This window comes from Flavobacterium sp. 22659 (assembly GCF_052044235.1).
Lineage (GTDB): Bacteria > Bacteroidota > Bacteroidia > Flavobacteriales > Flavobacteriaceae > Flavobacterium > Flavobacterium johnsoniae.
In genome coordinates, this window is sequence record NZ_JBQEMU010000018.1 from 14,138 (window position 1) to 30,557 (window position 16,420).

General features: G+C 33.1%; 11 protein-coding genes. 3 read left to right on the forward strand and 8 right to left on the reverse strand.

From position 1 onward, the window contains the following. The first annotated feature begins 9 nt into the window (after positions 1-9). Positions 10-1,377, forward strand: a complete 1,368-nt coding sequence (locus tag ACTJIW_RS16950; protein WP_440716066.1) for an SMI1/KNR4 family protein — start codon at positions 10-12, stop codon at positions 1,375-1,377. Positions 1,378-1,424: 47 nt separating this feature from the next. Here ACTJIW_RS16950 and ACTJIW_RS16955 read toward each other — a convergent pair whose 3' ends face one another. The 3 genes from ACTJIW_RS16955 to ACTJIW_RS16965 form a co-directional block, all read right to left on the reverse strand. After that, the gene (locus tag ACTJIW_RS16955; RefSeq protein WP_440716065.1) at positions 1,425-1,943 is read right to left on the reverse strand and encodes a DUF421 domain-containing protein; all 519 of its coding nucleotides are present in this window, start codon (positions 1,941-1,943) and stop codon (positions 1,425-1,427) included. Between the two features lie 102 nt (positions 1,944-2,045). Continuing rightward, on the reverse strand, positions 2,046-3,413 hold the full coding sequence (gene rimK, locus ACTJIW_RS16960) for a 30S ribosomal protein S6--L-glutamate ligase (RefSeq protein WP_012024648.1): 1,368 nt from the start codon (positions 3,411-3,413) through the stop codon (positions 2,046-2,048). A 139-nt stretch (positions 3,414-3,552) separates the two neighbouring features. Beyond that, positions 3,553-6,099, reverse strand: coding sequence for an ATP-dependent Clp protease ATP-binding subunit (locus ACTJIW_RS16965; protein ID WP_073409774.1), 2,547 nt, complete (start codon positions 6,097-6,099; stop codon positions 3,553-3,555). A 258-nt stretch (positions 6,100-6,357) separates the two neighbouring features. On the opposite strand from ACTJIW_RS16965, the gene gyrA reads away from it, so the two are divergent. Next, a complete protein-coding gene (gene gyrA / locus ACTJIW_RS16970; RefSeq protein WP_012024650.1) occupies positions 6,358-8,997 on the forward strand; it encodes a DNA gyrase subunit A in 2,640 nt (879 codons plus the stop codon). A gap of 50 nt (positions 8,998-9,047) precedes the next feature. Continuing rightward, entirely contained in the window at positions 9,048-10,322 is a 1,275-nt protein-coding gene (locus ACTJIW_RS16975; RefSeq protein WP_012024651.1) for a tetratricopeptide repeat protein, read from the forward strand. A gap of 69 nt (positions 10,323-10,391) precedes the next feature. Here the strand turns inward: ACTJIW_RS16975 and ACTJIW_RS16980 are convergent, their stop codons facing one another. The 5 genes from ACTJIW_RS16980 to ACTJIW_RS17000 all read right to left on the reverse strand — a co-directional run bounded on the left by ACTJIW_RS16980 (position 10,392) and on the right by ACTJIW_RS17000 (position 16,288). Beyond that, positions 10,392-10,811: an OsmC family protein gene (locus ACTJIW_RS16980; RefSeq protein WP_012024652.1), complete on the reverse strand. Its 420-nt coding sequence runs from the start codon at positions 10,809-10,811 to the stop codon at positions 10,392-10,394. Between the two features lie 292 nt (positions 10,812-11,103). Continuing rightward, positions 11,104-13,083 carry a DUF349 domain-containing protein gene (locus tag ACTJIW_RS16985; protein WP_012024653.1) on the reverse strand — a complete coding sequence of 660 codons (1,980 nt, stop codon included), beginning with the start codon at positions 13,081-13,083 and terminating at the stop codon, positions 11,104-11,106. 245 nt (positions 13,084-13,328) lie between these two features. Further along, entirely contained in the window at positions 13,329-13,760 is a 432-nt protein-coding gene (locus ACTJIW_RS16990) for a hypothetical protein (protein ID WP_440716064.1), read from the reverse strand. Positions 13,761-14,141: 381 nt separating this feature from the next. After that, on the reverse strand, positions 14,142-14,891 hold the full coding sequence (locus ACTJIW_RS16995; RefSeq protein WP_121361648.1) for a shikimate dehydrogenase family protein: 750 nt from the start codon (positions 14,889-14,891) through the stop codon (positions 14,142-14,144). Between the two features lie 2 nt (positions 14,892-14,893). Then, positions 14,894-16,288: a tetratricopeptide repeat protein gene (locus ACTJIW_RS17000; protein WP_012024656.1), complete on the reverse strand. Its 1,395-nt coding sequence runs from the start codon at positions 16,286-16,288 to the stop codon at positions 14,894-14,896. Between the last annotated feature and the right edge of the window lie 132 nt (positions 16,289-16,420).

The window sequence follows — 16,420 nt, forward strand, 5'->3', positions numbered from 1 at the left end:
TAATAAAATATGAATTCTGAAACAACATATCAAATACAAAGAATCAAGAAGAAGCTGCTTTTAGCAAAAGAAATTGATAAGGATTTAGAAGTTTTTGGAGCAGATAGTCATGTATATGTTCTAAGTGAAACGGCAGCTGTTGATGATATTTTTGAATTTGAAAAAAAGTACAATGTTTCTCTTCCAGATTGTTATAGGGCTTTTTTACTGCACATAGGAAATGGCGGGATATCCTATCAAAATTCTGCAGCGGGGCCTGGTTATGGGATATTTCCTTTTGGTGAAAATGTTGATGAATTTGTTTATTCTAATCCAGAGAATTGTTTGAGTCAGGATTGTTTCATTTATCCAAAAATGAGTGATGAATTTTGGGAAGAATCAATCAAAAATATTGAGGAGAACGATGATATTTCCGAGGAAGATTTTGAAGCTGAACTAGGCAGGATATTTGCGGGAATTTTGCCTCTTGGAACAGAAGGCTGTACTTACTATTATGGTCTTGTTTTAAATGGAAAATTTAAAGGAAGGGTTGTAAATGTAGATTTAGACAGACAGAAACCTTTTTTTGCTTTTGAGTCTAATTTTTTAGATTGGTACGAACGCTGGTTAGACGGAATTACAGCAGAAACAGTAATAGATGAAAAAGATTTGTTTAATTATACTTTGGGTGGATCTACAGCACATATTTTAGATGTATTTGTTACTGCAGAAGATGAGGAAACAAAATTAGAATGTTTACAAGGTCTTTTAAAAAAGAAAAAGATTGATTCTCAAACATTAGATATTTTAGAAAAAGAATATAGTTTAAGTGCAGATAAAATCCAGAAAAAACTTCTTCAAATACTTGTAAAGTTCGATTATAACCGCGCATATCCTTATTTAATAGATTGGGTTCAAAAAGATTTATTAAGTGTTTTTCAATTTGTATACTGGTATGCAAAAGACAGAAGTCTTGACTGGCTGGACGTAATTAAAGAAAATGCTTCAAAAATTAACGACGATGAGACTTTTAACTTCTGTACGTATTTATTAAAAGAAACAGGTACTGATTATAGTTCAGTTATAATCTCATTTACTTCGCATAAAAATGCCGCAATACGAGTAACTGCCTTTTTTGCGCTTGGGCAGTTAAAAAATAAGGTTGATTATTTAGAAACTTTTATTTTAGGTTTAAATGATGAAGCAAACAGAGTTGTTCATATTACATTACAAGCTTTAGAAGGTATCAACAACAAAAAGCTTTTGCAGCATTATAAAAATATTGCTGTACGATTTCCAAAAGAACAAGATTATATTTTAATAAATTTAAATCATAGACTTAAAGCTTTTGGATTAACGAATGAAACAATAAAAGAAATAGATCCTGATAACTATTAAACAAAAGCCGATTTCAAATTAGAAATCGGCTTTTTTGATGTCTGCAATTAAAACTTTTGAAGATTTTTATGATTGTGTTTTCGCTTATAATGCGATTGCTTAAGATGTTTTTGATCTGCAGAAATAACACTTATTGTTCCATCCATTTCCAGCATAGCAAGTTTGATGTCGGTAAGATGTTCTAAACCGTGTTCGCGTGCCGCTTCCTTTAATTCTTCGTGCGAAATATCTAGTCTGCTCAAAGCTTTGAAATCTAATACTCCGTCATGAATTAAAACTTCGGGTTTGTCAAGTATCAAATCGCCTAAGATTTTGGATCTCTTTGTTAGTTTTTTAATGGCAAAGTTAATTACAAATAAAACTAAAGCGGCAACCAAACCGCCAACAAGGCTAGTGTCTGGACCCACCATTGCGTTTTGAACAGAATTGCTGATTAGTAAAATCAGAATAATATCGGCAGTATTTAATTGTGAAAGTTCTTTTTTACCGAAAATGCGAAGAGCAATTGTCATGAAAAAATAAACGGCAACACTTCTAAAAATAATATCTAAATAAGGAAATGGCATAACTTTTTATTTTAAAGTTAAATAAAAAAGCTTTGTCAAAGGTTTTAAACTTTGACAAAGCAGCTAAATTATTTTGAGATGATTAAGTTAAAATGAACTTAATTATAGTTTGAAATTTTTCTCAATCGCTTTAATCATTTCTCCGGCAACGTCTTTGTTTGTTGCGCCCTCAATTCCTTCAAGTCCTGGAGAAGAGTTTACTTCAAGCAATAATGGTCCTTTTGAAGAACGAATAATATCAACTCCGGCTACTTTTAAATCCATTGCTTTTGCGGCTTTTATGGCAATCTTTTTTTCTTCGGCCGTTACTTTGATTACAGATGCTGTTCCGCCAAGATGTATATTAGCTCTAAATTCGCCCGGCATTGCTTCGCGCTGAATAGCGGCAACTACTTTTCCATCGATTACAAAACAGCGTATATCTTTTCCGTTTGCTTCTTTAATAAATTCCTGAACTAAGATATTGGCATTTAAACTTTTAAAAGCATTGATTACACTTTCGGCGGCTTTTTTGGTTTCGGCTAAAACAACGCCTTTTCCTTGTGTTCCTTCTAATAATTTTACAATTAGAGGTGAACCGCCCACCATTTTAATTAAATTGTCTGTATCAAGCGGAGAATTGGCAAATCCTGTAGTTGGAATATCAATTCCGCTGTTTAAAAGAAGTTGTAAAGAATATAATTTATCTCTGGATTGTGTAATGGCTGTGGCAGAATTTAAAACAAAAACCTTCAAAGCTTCAAACTGACGTGTTAATGCACATCCGTAAAAAGTAATACTCGGACGGATTCTTGGAATAATAGCGTCAAATTCGTTTAGGATTTTTCCGCCTCGGTAGTGAATTTCAGGTTTTTTAGCATCAAGTTTCATGTAACATTCCTTTATGTTGAGGAAATGCATTTCGTGGCCGCGCATTTCGCCGGCTTCCATAATACGTTTATTACTGTATAATTCAGGATTACTGGCCAAAAGACCAATTCTTAAACCTGTAGTTGCTTTTTCAGAGTTTTGGTATAATTCTTTTAAAGTTTCCGGAGAAGGCTGTCCTAAAAGGTATTTTTGTTCAGGATCTACCAAAACTCTTCCGCTCATGGCCTCGCGTCCAAGAAGCATACGGAAACCCATCGAATCACGATTGGTCAAAGTCATTTCAATCGGCCATTTTGCATCGCCAATTTTTAAATGCGTCTGAATAACATAACGATGTTCTCTGTAACCGCTTGAACTTTTTACAATTCGTTTATCAACAAGCGGGGCTTCACAGTGAATAATGGTTTTAATGTTATTTTGAATTGGGTTAATATCAAATTTTACCCAATTAGCATCATTTTTTATAAAAGGAGCAATATTGATTGCATGCATTGCCGAAGTTTTGGCACCAGAATCGACACGAGCTTTAATTGTCGGGATTCCAAGTTCTGGAAATGAGCACCATTCTTCACTGCCTAAAATGACTTTGTTTTGAAGCATATTTTGTTTTTTATTATAGAATTTGAATTCAAAAATAGCTATTTGCTTTTACTAAAGATAGTGATTTTTGCAAAAAAAATACCCGTTATGTTATGAAAACGTAACGGGTAAATTATTTTTGTTATAAATTTTAACTAATTTATTGATTAGTCGGCTCTTCGGCTTTATGAATTTCTACTGATAGTTCTTGCGAATCATCTTTTAGATCCATCATAATTTCATCACCTGAATGTATTTTTGAAGTGATGATTTCTTCAGCCAGCAAATCTTCAACATATTTCTGAATTGCTCTTTTAAGCGGTCTTGCTCCAAACTGTTTGTCGAAACCTTTTTCAGCAATAAAAGCTTTTGCTTTGTCAGTTAAGCTTAACTTGTAGCCTAACTCTGCAATACGAGAATATAGTTTTTTCAATTCAATTTCGATAATCAAATCGATATCAGCTTTTTCTAGTGCATTAAATACAATTACGTCATCAATTCTGTTTAAGAATTCAGGAGCAAAAGTTTTCTTTAATGCATTTTCGATAATGCTTTTTGAGTTTTCATCTGCCTGAGCTGTTCTTGCTGCAGTCCCGAATCCAACACCTTGTCCAAAATCTTTTAACTGACGAGCACCAACGTTAGAAGTCATGATAATGATAGTGTTTTTAAAGTCAATTTTACGACCTAAACTATCCGTTAAATATCCGTCATCTAAAACCTGAAGCATCATATTGAATACATCTGGGTGTGCTTTTTCGATCTCATCTAAAAGAACTACACAATATGGTTTTCTACGAACTTTCTCAGTCAATTGTCCGCCTTCTTCGTACCCAACATATCCCGGAGGCGCTCCAACTAAACGAGAGATAGCAAATTTTTCCATGTATTCACTCATGTCGATACGAACCAATGCATCTTCAGAATCGAATAATTCTTTTGCTAATACTTTTGCCAGCTGTGTTTTACCAACACCAGTCTGACCTAAGAAAATAAACGAACCAATTGGTTTGTTTGGATCTTTAAGTCCGGCTCTGTTACGCTGAATAGAACGTGCAATTTTAAGAACGGCATCATTTTGACCAATTACTTTGTTCTGAATTAATTCAGGTAATTTGGCTAATTTATTGCTTTCTGTCTGTGCAATTCTGTTTACAGGAATTCCGGTCATCATCGAAACAACATCGGCTACATTATCTTCTGTAACTTCAATTCTGTTGTTTTTAGAATCTTCTTCCCATTGTTCTTGTGCAGCAGCAAGATCTTTTTCTATGCGTTTTTCGTCATCGCGAAGTTTGGCAGCTTCTTCATATTTTTGTTTTTTAACTACCATATTCTTCATTTCGCGAACTTCTTCTAACTGACGCTCTAAATCTAAAATTTGTTTAGGAACATCAATATTAGTAATGTGAACACGAGATCCGGCTTCGTCAAGAGCATCAATCGCTTTGTCTGGTAAGAAACGCTCAGACATATAACGATCTGTAAGTTTAACACAGGCTTCAATAGCTTCTTGTGTATAAGTTACATTGTGGTGATCTTCGTATTTGTCTTTTACGTTATTTAAAATAGCGATTGTTTCTTCAACAGAAGTTGGTTCTACAATAACTTTTTGGAAACGTCTTTCTAATGCACCGTCTTTTTCAATATATTGTCTGTACTCATCAAGAGTAGTTGCACCAATACATTGGATTTCACCTCTTGCTAAAGCAGGTTTAAACATGTTAGATGCATCAAGCGAACCTGTTGCACCTCCAGCTCCTACAATAGTATGGATTTCATCAATAAAAAGAATGATATCGTCGTTTTTCTCAAGCTCGTTCATAACGGCTTTCATTCTTTCCTCAAATTGTCCTCTGTATTTTGTTCCGGCAACTAAACTAGCCAGATCCAGAGTAACAACACGTTTGTGGAAAAGAATACGTGATACTTTCTTTTGAATGATACGTAATGCAAGTCCTTCTGCAATAGCAGATTTACCAACCCCGGGTTCTCCAATAAGAAGAGGGTTGTTCTTTTTTCTTCGGCTTAAAATCTGCGAAACACGTTCAATTTCTTTTTCGCGTCCCACAACAGGATCTAGTTTGCCTTCCTCAGCCATTTCTGTTAAATCTCTCCCAAAATTATCTAAAACCGGAGTCTTAGATTTTTTGTTTGACTTATTGGCGGGATTATTAAAACTACTTTCCTTTAAACTGTCATCTTGTCCTGAATCGTCATTATACGATTCGTTTCTTGGCAAGTTTTCTAAGAATTCTTCTTCGTTTGGCGTCATATTTAAATATTGTTCTTTAGCCACGTCATAATCTATTTTAAGTTTATTCAGCAGCTTGGTTGTTGGATCGTTTTCGTTTCGTAAGATACACAGAAGCAGGTGAGCAGTGCTTATCGACGAGCTTTGAAATACTTTAGCTTCAAGAAAAGTGGTCTTCAGGGCTCTTTCGGCCTGTCGGGTAAGATGAAGGTTTTTCTTTTCTGTATTTACCTCAACGCTGTGATTTGCCGGGCTCAGTATTTCTACTTTCCTGCGTAAATGATCTAAATCAACTGCTAGGTTATTAAGTATATGAATAGCTTTTCCGTTACCATCTCTTAATATGCCCAGCATAAGATGTTCTGTACCAATAAAGTCGTGTCCTAAACGAAGGGCTTCTTCCTTACTGTACGTAATAACATCTTTTACTCTTGGTGAAAAATTATCATCCATAATATATAATTGGTAGTGTAAATTTAATTATTTACTGGTTGAAAAACAAAAATCATACCTATCGAGATCTGCTGTCAGCTAATTGACAAAAAAAATAACAATAAAAGCGTTAAAAAACGCTTAATTTATTAACTAAAAGCGAAACTAAAGTTGTTAATAAATCATTTAAATAAGTGTAAGGAAATAGCTGAAAAAATTTTAAAAAAACGTATCTTGGCACGCTTTGAAACTAATATAATTATTTAAACATAACAACTTATGTCTGAAGGAGAAAAGTTAATTCCTATTAACATTGAAGATGAAATGAAATCAGCTTACATCGATTATTCGATGTCAGTAATTGTATCGAGAGCGCTTCCTGATGTTAGAGATGGCTTGAAACCAGTACATCGAAGAGTACTTTATGGAATGTATGATTTAGGTGTAACTTCAAGATCTGCCCATAAAAAATCTGCGAGAATTGTGGGAGAGGTTCTGGGTAAGTACCACCCGCATGGAGATACTTCTGTTTATGATGCAATGGTGCGTATGGCACAGGAATGGAGTATGCGTTATTTATTAGTGGATGGTCAGGGTAACTTTGGGTCTGTTGATGGTGACAGTCCGGCAGCGATGCGTTATACTGAGGCCAGAATGCGCAAAATTTCAGAAGAAATTATGGCAGATATCGAAAAAGAAACAGTTGATTTTCAATTGAACTTTGACGATACAATATATGAACCAAAAGTAATGCCTACAAGAGTTCCTACTTTATTAGTAAATGGAGCTACCGGTATTGCAGTTGGTATGGCAACCAATATGCCGCCACACAATTTAACGGAAGTAATCAATGGTACTTTAGCTTATCTTGATAATAATGATATCGAAGTAGATGAGTTAATGACTCATATTAAAGCTCCTGATTTCCCAACGGGAGGTATCATTTATGGTTACGAAGGTGTTCGTGAAGCTTTTAAAACAGGTAGAGGGCGTATTGTAATGCGTGCTAAAGTTGGTTTTGAAGAAGTTGAAGGAAGAGAATCTATCATTGTTACCGAAATTCCATATCAGGTTAACAAAGCCGAAATGATTAAACGTACGGCAGATTTAGTTAACGAGAAAAAAATTGAAGGTATTGCTAATATCCGTGACGAATCGGATAGAAATGGTATGCGTATCGTTTATATCCTAAAACGTGACGCTACACCAAACGTAGTTTTAAATACCTTATATAAGTATACTCAATTACAATCTTCTTTTAGTGTAAATAATATTGCATTAGTAAAAGGACGTCCTCAATTATTGAATCTAAAAGACATGATTCACTATTTTATTGAGCACCGTCATGATGTAGTAGTAAGAAGAACGCAGTTTGAATTGCGTAAAGCAGAAGAAAGAGCGCATATTTTAGAAGGTTTAATTATTGCTTCTGATAATATTGACGAAGTAATTGCGTTAATTAGAGGTTCTAAAAACACAGATGAAGCAAGAGAGAAATTAATCGAAAGATTTAAATTGTCAGATATTCAGGCTCGTGCAATTGTTGAAATGCGTCTGCGTCAGTTAACAGGTCTGGAGCAGGACAAATTAAGAGCTGAGTATGATGAATTGATGAAATTAATCGAGCATTTAAAAGCTTTACTTGCAGATGTTAATCTTAGAATCGACTTGATTAAAGAAGAACTTACTGAAATTCGTGATAAATACGGAGACGATCGTCGTTCTCAAATCGAATATTCTGGTGGAGATGTAAGCATCGAAGATTTAATTGCCGATGAAAATGTAGTAATTACAATTTCGCATGCAGGTTATATTAAGCGTACAAACTTATCAGAATACAAAACTCAGAATAGAGGAGGAGTTGGTCAAAAAAGTGCAGGAACAAGAGATCAGGATTTCTTAGAGCATATGTTCGTTGCAACAAACCACCAGTACATGATGTTCTTTACTCAAAAAGGAAAATGTTTCTGGATGCGTGTTTATGAAATTCCGGAAGGAAGTAAAACGGCAAAAGGAAGAGCAATTCAAAACCTTATCAATATCGAAAGTGATGATAAAGTAAAAGCTTTCATTTGTACACAAGATTTAAAAGACAAAGATTATATCAATACTCATAACCTTGTAATGGTAACAAAACAAGGACAGGTTAAGAAAACTTCTTTAGAGAAATATTCTAAACCTCGTGCTAATGGAGTTGCCGCTATTACTATTAAAGAAGGAGATGAATTACTTGAAGCAAAATTAACAGATGGAGAAAGCCAAATTATCCTGGCAGTTAAATCTGGTAAATTGGTTCGTTTTGAAGAAACAAAAACACGTCCGATGGGAAGAACAGCTTCTGGAGTTCGTGGAATTACTTTAAAAGACGATACTGATGAAGTAATTGGTATGGTTACTGTTGGTAAAAATGATGTCGCTGATTCTCAAATTTTAGTTGTAACCGAAAACGGATACGGAAAACGTACAAAATTAGTTGATGATGATGGTGAAGACGTTTACAGAATTACAAACCGTGGCGGTAAAGGAGTTAAAACCTTAAATATTACAGATAAAACAGGAAAACTGATTTCTATTAATGCTGTAACAGATTCAGATGATTTAATGATTATCAACAAATCTGGATTGACAATTAGAATGGCAATTGAGGATTTACGTGTTATGGGACGTGCTACTCAAGGTGTTAGATTGATTAACCTGAAAGGAAAAGATTCTATTGCGGCTGTTACAAAAGTAATGAAAGATGACGCCGAAGAAGTTGTAGTTGACGAAGATGGTAACGTTGTAGAATCTGCTATTGAAAGAGTTAAACCGGATCTTGATGAAGTTCTTGAAGATGATGGAACTGCTGACGATGACGATGACGACTCTGATGATGTAGTTGAAGACGAAGACGATTCAGAAGAAGAATCTGAGGAATAAATTTAAATTAGTCCACAAGAAAATTAAATTAAATATACAAATTGAACATTATGAAAAGTAAATATGTTATACTAGCATCAGCATTACTGATTTCTGTAGCTACATTTGCTCAAAAAGATCAAATTAAAAATGCAGAAAAAGCGTTAAAAAGCGGTGATGCACAAGGAGCTCTTGCACAATTAAAAGATGCAGAGAACTTAATTGTAAATGCAAAAGATACTGAGCAGGCACAGTACTATTTCGTACAAGGAAATGCGTATTTAGACCTTGCAAACAAAAAAGTTGAAGAAAGCAAAAATTTAAGTGCTGCTGCTGACAGCTACAAAAAATTAATTGATGTTGAAAAAGCTTCTGGAAAACAGAAATATTCAACTCAGGCTGCAGCATCTATAACAAACATCAAAGGATTATTAATTAATTCTGCTATTGCTGATACTCAGGCTAACAAGCATTCAGAAGGAGCTAAGAAATTGTATGATGCTTATTTGTTAGACAAAAACGATACAATTAATCTTTATTATGCAGCTTCTACAGCTGTAAATGCTCAGGATTTTGATACTGCGCTTCCTATGTATGAAGAGTTAAAAAAATTAAACTATTCTGGAAAAGGAACTTTATACTTAGCAGTAAACAAAGCAAATAATAACGAAGATAACTTCGCTAATGCAAAAGAAAGAGATTTAGCTGTAAAATTAGGAACTCACGAAAAACCTAAAACAGAAGCTATTCCTTCAAAAAGAGGAGAAATCTACAAAAACCTGGCTTTGATTTTAGTTCAAAAAGGAAAAATTGAAGAAGCTAAGAAAGCAATTGCAGATGCAAGAAAAACAAATCCAGATGACAGCTCTTTAATTCTTACTGAAGCTAATTTATATCTTGAAACAAAAGACTACGATCAGTACAAAAAATTAGTTGGAGAGGCTTTACAAAAAGACCCAAACAATGCTGATTTAGTATTTAATTTAGGTGTATTGAGTGCAAATGCAAAAAACAATGCTGATGCTGAGAAATACTACTTAAAAGCAATCGAAATTAACCCTAACTACACAAATGCTTATTTAAATCTTGCTGCATTAAAATTAGAAGCTGAGAAACCAATCATTGATGAAATGAATAAATTAGGTACATCAGCTAAAGATATGAAGCGTTACGATGTATTAAAAGCACAAAGAGAAGATGTTTTTAAAGGTGTTATTCCTTACCTTAAAAAAGCAAATGAGTTAGATCCTAAAAATGATGATGTTGCAAAAACATTATTAGGAGTTTACAAAGCGTTAGAAATGACAGCTGAGGCAAAAGCTCTAAAAGCTACAATGAACCAATAATATTGGCTGTAATAATAAAAAAAACCATTCACACTGTGAATGGTTTTTTTTATGCCTTATAATTACTTTTTAGCTCACTAATGAAGCAGATAAAGTAATTGTTGTGTTTAGAAGTTTTGAAATCGGGCAGATTTCTTTTGCTTTAGCTGCTGTTTTTTCAAATTCTTCTGCTGATATAGAAGGCACTTTTCCTTTTAAATCTAAATGGATTAAAGTAATCGAACCGTCTTCAAAAGTTACTGTAGCTTCTGTAGAGAGATCATCAGCAGTAAAACCTGCTTCGTTAAGCAAGAAGCTTAATTGCATCGTAAAACAGCCTGAATGAGCCGCAGCAACCAATTCTTCAGGGTTAGTTCCAACTCCGTCAGCAAATCTTGTTTTAAAAGATAATTGAGCGTTATCTAAAGTTGTACTCTGAGTACTTATAGTTCCTTTTCCTTCCATGCCGGTTCCTTTCCAGTTGGCATTTGCTTTTCTTGTAAATTTCATTGTCTTTTAATTTAAAAATTAATATTAAATGTTATTTGTTGTTAATAGTGGTAACTCAAATATAATCAATATTTTGCAGAATAGTTTTATAGAATTTAATTAGAATGTTAAGTTTGGTGTTGAAATAGCGTGAAGGTTTAACCGTAAAGTACGCAAGGTTTTTTCTATAGCTGAATTCTATTAAAACGCAAAGTTCGCAAAGCTAATTAATAAAAAGCTTTGCGAACTTTGCGGTAAAATGCACACATAAAAAAAACTGCAATGAAAATTCACTGCAGTTCTTATATTTTAATTACTCCTGACCTAAGTTTCGTAATTGTTTCAATTTGTCTTTCCAAACCTCAAGGCTTTCTTTGTGAATAGCAATGTTTTTGCGTACTTCTGTAACAATTGAATTCTCTTTTTTAGCATTTTTAGTGTTGGTAAAGAACTGAATGTTATTTTCTAATTGGAAAATTTCATTCTGTACTTCTTCAATTTTACGCATAATAAAGATTTTTTCATTATCTAATTTGCGTGTATCGTTACTGTCAGATAAAGAATCTATTCTGTTGGTAAAACGCATCATTTCAGATTCTTTTTTGCTTAAACTTAGTTTTTCAAAAAGAGCATCTAAAATTTTATTGAATTTACCTTCAATATGACGTCTGGAAAAAGGAACTTTTCCATAACCTTTCCAGATTTCAATATGCTGTTTAATTGCATCAAGATCTGTTTTATGATCTCCAGTTAACTGGTAAGCTCTTAAAGTCTCTAAATATGCTTTTTTATTATCAAAAGCAGCAACCTCATCAGCGTTTTCTTCTGATTTGTGTTCTTTTAATTTATCAAAATAATGATTGCAGGCATCTTTAAACTCTTTCCAGATTTTATCTGAATATTTCTTAGGAACGTGTCCAATTTGTTTCCATTCTTCCTGAATTTGTTTCATTACTGGAGTAGTAGAACCAAAATCAGTGCTTTCCTGTAATTCTTTAGCTTTTGCAACAAGAGCCATTTTCTTGTTCAAATTATCGTTTTGATCTTTTTTGATGTCTTTATAAAACGAGTTTTTGAATGCGTTGAAATTTCTAACCGCAGTTTTAAAGGCAGCCCAGGTTTCTTCGTTTACTTCTGAAGGAACTTTTCCTGCTGCAAAAAAATCATTTCGTAAAGCTTCAACTTTTTGAATCTGAACCAGCCATTGAGAATGAGAATTCACTTTTTCAGTTCCTAAAACCTCAATTTTAGCAATGATTTCTTTTTTAGCCTCAAGATTTTGCTGTTCGTTAGCTCTTTGGCTTTCAAATAAAACTTCTCTCTTATCGTGGATTTTTTTAGTCAGTTCGCTGAATTTATTCCAGATAGAATCACGATGTTCTTTTGAAACCGGACCAATGTCTTCTTTCCATAAACGGTGTAAATCTTGTAATTCGCGGAAAGCTTTATTTACATCAGTTTCATTTACAAGTTCTTCAACTCTTGCAATGATTTTTTGTTTTTGATCAAGATTGTGTTTAAAATCTAAATCGCGGGCTTCACGATCTAAATGCAGATAATCATAGAAATTTTCTACATGAAAGTGATAATTATTCCAAACGTGATTGTACTTGTCTTTTGGAATTGCTCCTGCATTTTTCCATCTTTCTCTTAAATCGTTAAAATGTTTAAGAGTATCTTTTATGTTTTCCTGCGGATTTATAAGTTCTTTTAGTTCCTCAACAATCGCAAGTCTGTTTTCCAGATTTGATTTTAGATTGGTTTGTAAATGCTTAAAGTGTGCATTTCTTTTCTCTCTAAAAACATTATAATATTCATCAAATTTTGATTTTAAAGGAGAATGATACTCAAACTCTTCGTTTGGATCTTCTTTAGATGCATTAAATTCATCTCTTTTTTCATCTAAAAAATGATTGTATTGTAGTAAAAATGATTTTTTGATTTCTTCAATATGATCTTTTACAGACATAATTTTGTCTATATTGATCAGCTTTTTAAGTTCATCAACAAGAGCATCTAAAGAAAAAGTATGATAGTCCTTCATAGGAATGTCATGACGTTCTTTTAGTGTCTCATCTTCGCTTTCTTCAGCATTTGAATTTGTTATGGCATCTAATGCATTTTGATGATCTGGCTGTTCTGTTTCAACGGTTTCTGCTGCTGTGTTTTCAACAGCTGCTTCAGCTTTTTCAGAATCTGAGTTTTCAATTGCATTACTTTGCGTAGAATCGCTTATTTCGATTCCTGATTTTCCGTCTGCTTCTTGCAGGTTATCATTCTTTTCTTCTAACATTTTTAAATGTATAAGGTTTTTACTTTAAACAGTGCGAAAGATAGTAAAGGTGTTTCTAACTACAAAATAAATCGTTTGTTTATGCAGTATTTTACGATAAAATTCTTATTCATAATAGAATAATGCATATAGATATATAAAATTTTATCCCTTTTTTAGAAGAAATAGAAATTTCAAATCATTACATTTTTTAGTAATTAACTAAAATAAAATCATGTTTTTTGAACGTTTTTCTGATTTTCTGCTTAGAATAAAATCAAAATTCCTGCCTCTAATCCGTAATTGTATGTTTTTTGGCCTCCAAATGCAATGCTGGGATGAATGTAAATTAAATTATCCGGAGTAATTTTTCTTCCAAATTCTAAAAATGCATTGTTTTGATATCCTTTTACAGTGTTATTATACCGAAATGCAGCATCGACAGCAATCCAGTTTCTTCCAAAAAACCATAGAATAACATTTTCAAATGCCGTTACATTTATATCATTTCGGCTGCTTGAACCCGCAAAACTTGTTTGGTACTCAAGAGACGAAATCCATAAATACTTTTTTGATTGTAAATAACGGCCATAAAAAACGGTGGGAATAAAAACCCATTTTCCACTTCCAAAACTGGGATCAGAGGCTGAATTTGAAACAACTCTTGCTCTCAAAGCAATGCCGTTATTTCTTTCCATATACGGAATAAAACTTATCCCGGCGCTGACGTCGCCAATTCCGGTTTTATTATCAGAATTAGTATTTGCAGATATTAAAGGAAGATCAAAACGAAGGTTCCAGGCTTTATTTCCTATTGGATAAAGGAAACGCGTAATTGAGTAGTATTGTATGATCCATTTTCAGTATCTAAATACTCATTAAAAAATAAAATAGTTTTTAGAAAATAATGATATCTGGCTTCTGAAAATGGATTATTGTATTGAATAGTATCTTGTGCTTTAACAGCAGATGAAAAAAGAAAAATTATGCAGAAGTAAAATTGTAATATTTTCATAACTATCTACAAATGAGTAGACTAATTTACGAAAATTACTTTAACTTATTGAAAATCAGCTTTTTTATTTGTTCCAGATCTTCCAGGCTTTCTCTGCCTGAAAAATAAGCATATCGTATCCGTTTTTGATTACTGCGCCTCTTTCTTTTGCATTTTTTAGAAATTGAGTTTCTGCAGGATTGTAAATCAAATCGTAAGCAATATGTTTTTCTGTAAAAAACTCATAAGGCAGATCCGGACAGGCTTCTACGTTAGGACTTGTGCCAACAGGAGTACAGTTAATGATAATTTGAAAATTATCAAAAGTTGTTGCGTTGATTAAATTATAATCGATAATATTTTCTTTGGCTTCTCTTGAAACAAAAGTGTATGGAATATCAAGTTCATCAAGCGCAAAAGCAACACCTTTTGAAGCGCCTCCGGTTCCTAAAATCAAAGCTTTTTTATGGTGTGGCTCCAATAATGGTTTTAATGATTTTTTAAAACCGTAATAATCGGTGTTGTAGCCTTTTAATTTTCCGTTTTTGGTAAATTTAATAGTATTTACAGCACCAATTAAAGCCGCTTTTTTTGAAAGTTTATCTAGAAAAGGAATAATTTGCTCTTTGTATGGAATTGTAACATTTAAACCTTTCAAATCAGGATTGTTTTTCAATAATCCGGTAAAATGGCTGATTTCAGAAATATCGAAGTTTTCGTAGCTGTTGCCGGCGAAAATTTCATCGTTAAATTTTTCTGTAAAATAACCTTTTGAAAATGAGTAACTAATATTACGGCCCAATAAGCCAAATCTTCTCTTTAAAACTCCAATCATTCTTATTTTCTGTGTTTTTCGATATAATTTCTAACTGTCTTTTTTGTCCATACTACAGGGAATAAATCTTCGATAAGGATATAATTATCAAAGTTTAAACGCAAACCATTACTTAAGTGGAATTTTGCTTTTGTATTGTCCTGAATCATGAAATATAGTCCTGCTAAACGATATTCGATTTCGTTTTCTTCCGGAAAATATTCTGAAGCTTGTAATAAGGTTTGAATAGCACTTTCAAATTCTCCTAAAAACTGCAGTATATCAACCCAGTATAACCAGGTATCAAGCGCATAATCTCCAAATTCTACTGCTTTTCTGTATCCAAATTCAGCCTCTTCAAAAAAGTTCATTTGTTTGTTGATCGTTGCATAACGTTTCCAATACAAACGGTTTTGATTGTCAATTGCTAATGCTTTATTGACAAAAAATAAGGCTTTTTGAAAGTTTTTCTGGCGAACATGGAAATCAGTAATTGCGATCCAGCCTTTATCTAAAAGCGGGTCTTCGTGAACAGTCTGGTTGTAATATTGAAGTGCTTTTACGGCATTTCCCAGTTTTTCATAACATTTTCCTATACGAAGTAAAGCATAAGATGTTGCGTCGTCTAATTCGATTGTACGATTATAACTTTCAATTGCTTCATTGTATTTTTTAAGACGCTCATAAGCTTTTGCTTTTTCCATAAAAGCGCCCAAAAATTCATCATCAATTAAAGTTGCGTAATCAAAAGCACGTATCGCTTCCTCATATTCTTTTACTCCATAGTGAAGTCTGCCAAGCTGATGCCAGGCAATTTCGCTGTAAGGATTTTTGTTAATGTAGTCGTTTAAATATACAATAGCCTCTTTGTTTTGATCTAAAAACTCAAAACAATACACTACGTTATATAAGGCAGATTGATCTTCAAAATCTTCTTCAAGACATTTAATGAAGCTTTCCTTTGCCAGTTCAAGATTATCCATAAAAAGATATTCCATTCCAATTAAGTTGTACACGTCAGCATAATCATCTGTATACTGCAGAGCAATTTTAAGTAATTCTACAGCTTTTTCGTGTTGATCTCTTTTAGAACAGATATTGGCTTTCTGGATATAAATTTCCTCGTTGTTAGGTTCAATTGCATACAACTCGTTTAAAAGCTTCTCAGCGATTTCAAGTTTGTCTTCGTAAACCAGCATTTCTACTTGTACTAATTTTAAGCCCGTAGATTTTGGATGCTGATCTAATGCAAGTTTTAAGGCCTTTTTTGCTAAATTAGCCTTGCCTATATCTAAATAATGAAGAATAATTTCTTCAAATTCTTCAGAATCAAAAAAGAGTACTTTGTTAGTTTTTAACATCGACTCAAATTTTGATAAGGATAGGTTATAATCTTCTTCTTCGTTGCTTAATTGCATACTTTGTTTTATTTGAAATTAGCCTGTTATAAATTTAGGCAACCATATTATTGATGCGGGGAAGGCAAATTAATTGTTTTGAACAATTTAATTAACAATAAGGACAGAATTTTTATTCTGTTTTTAGATTTA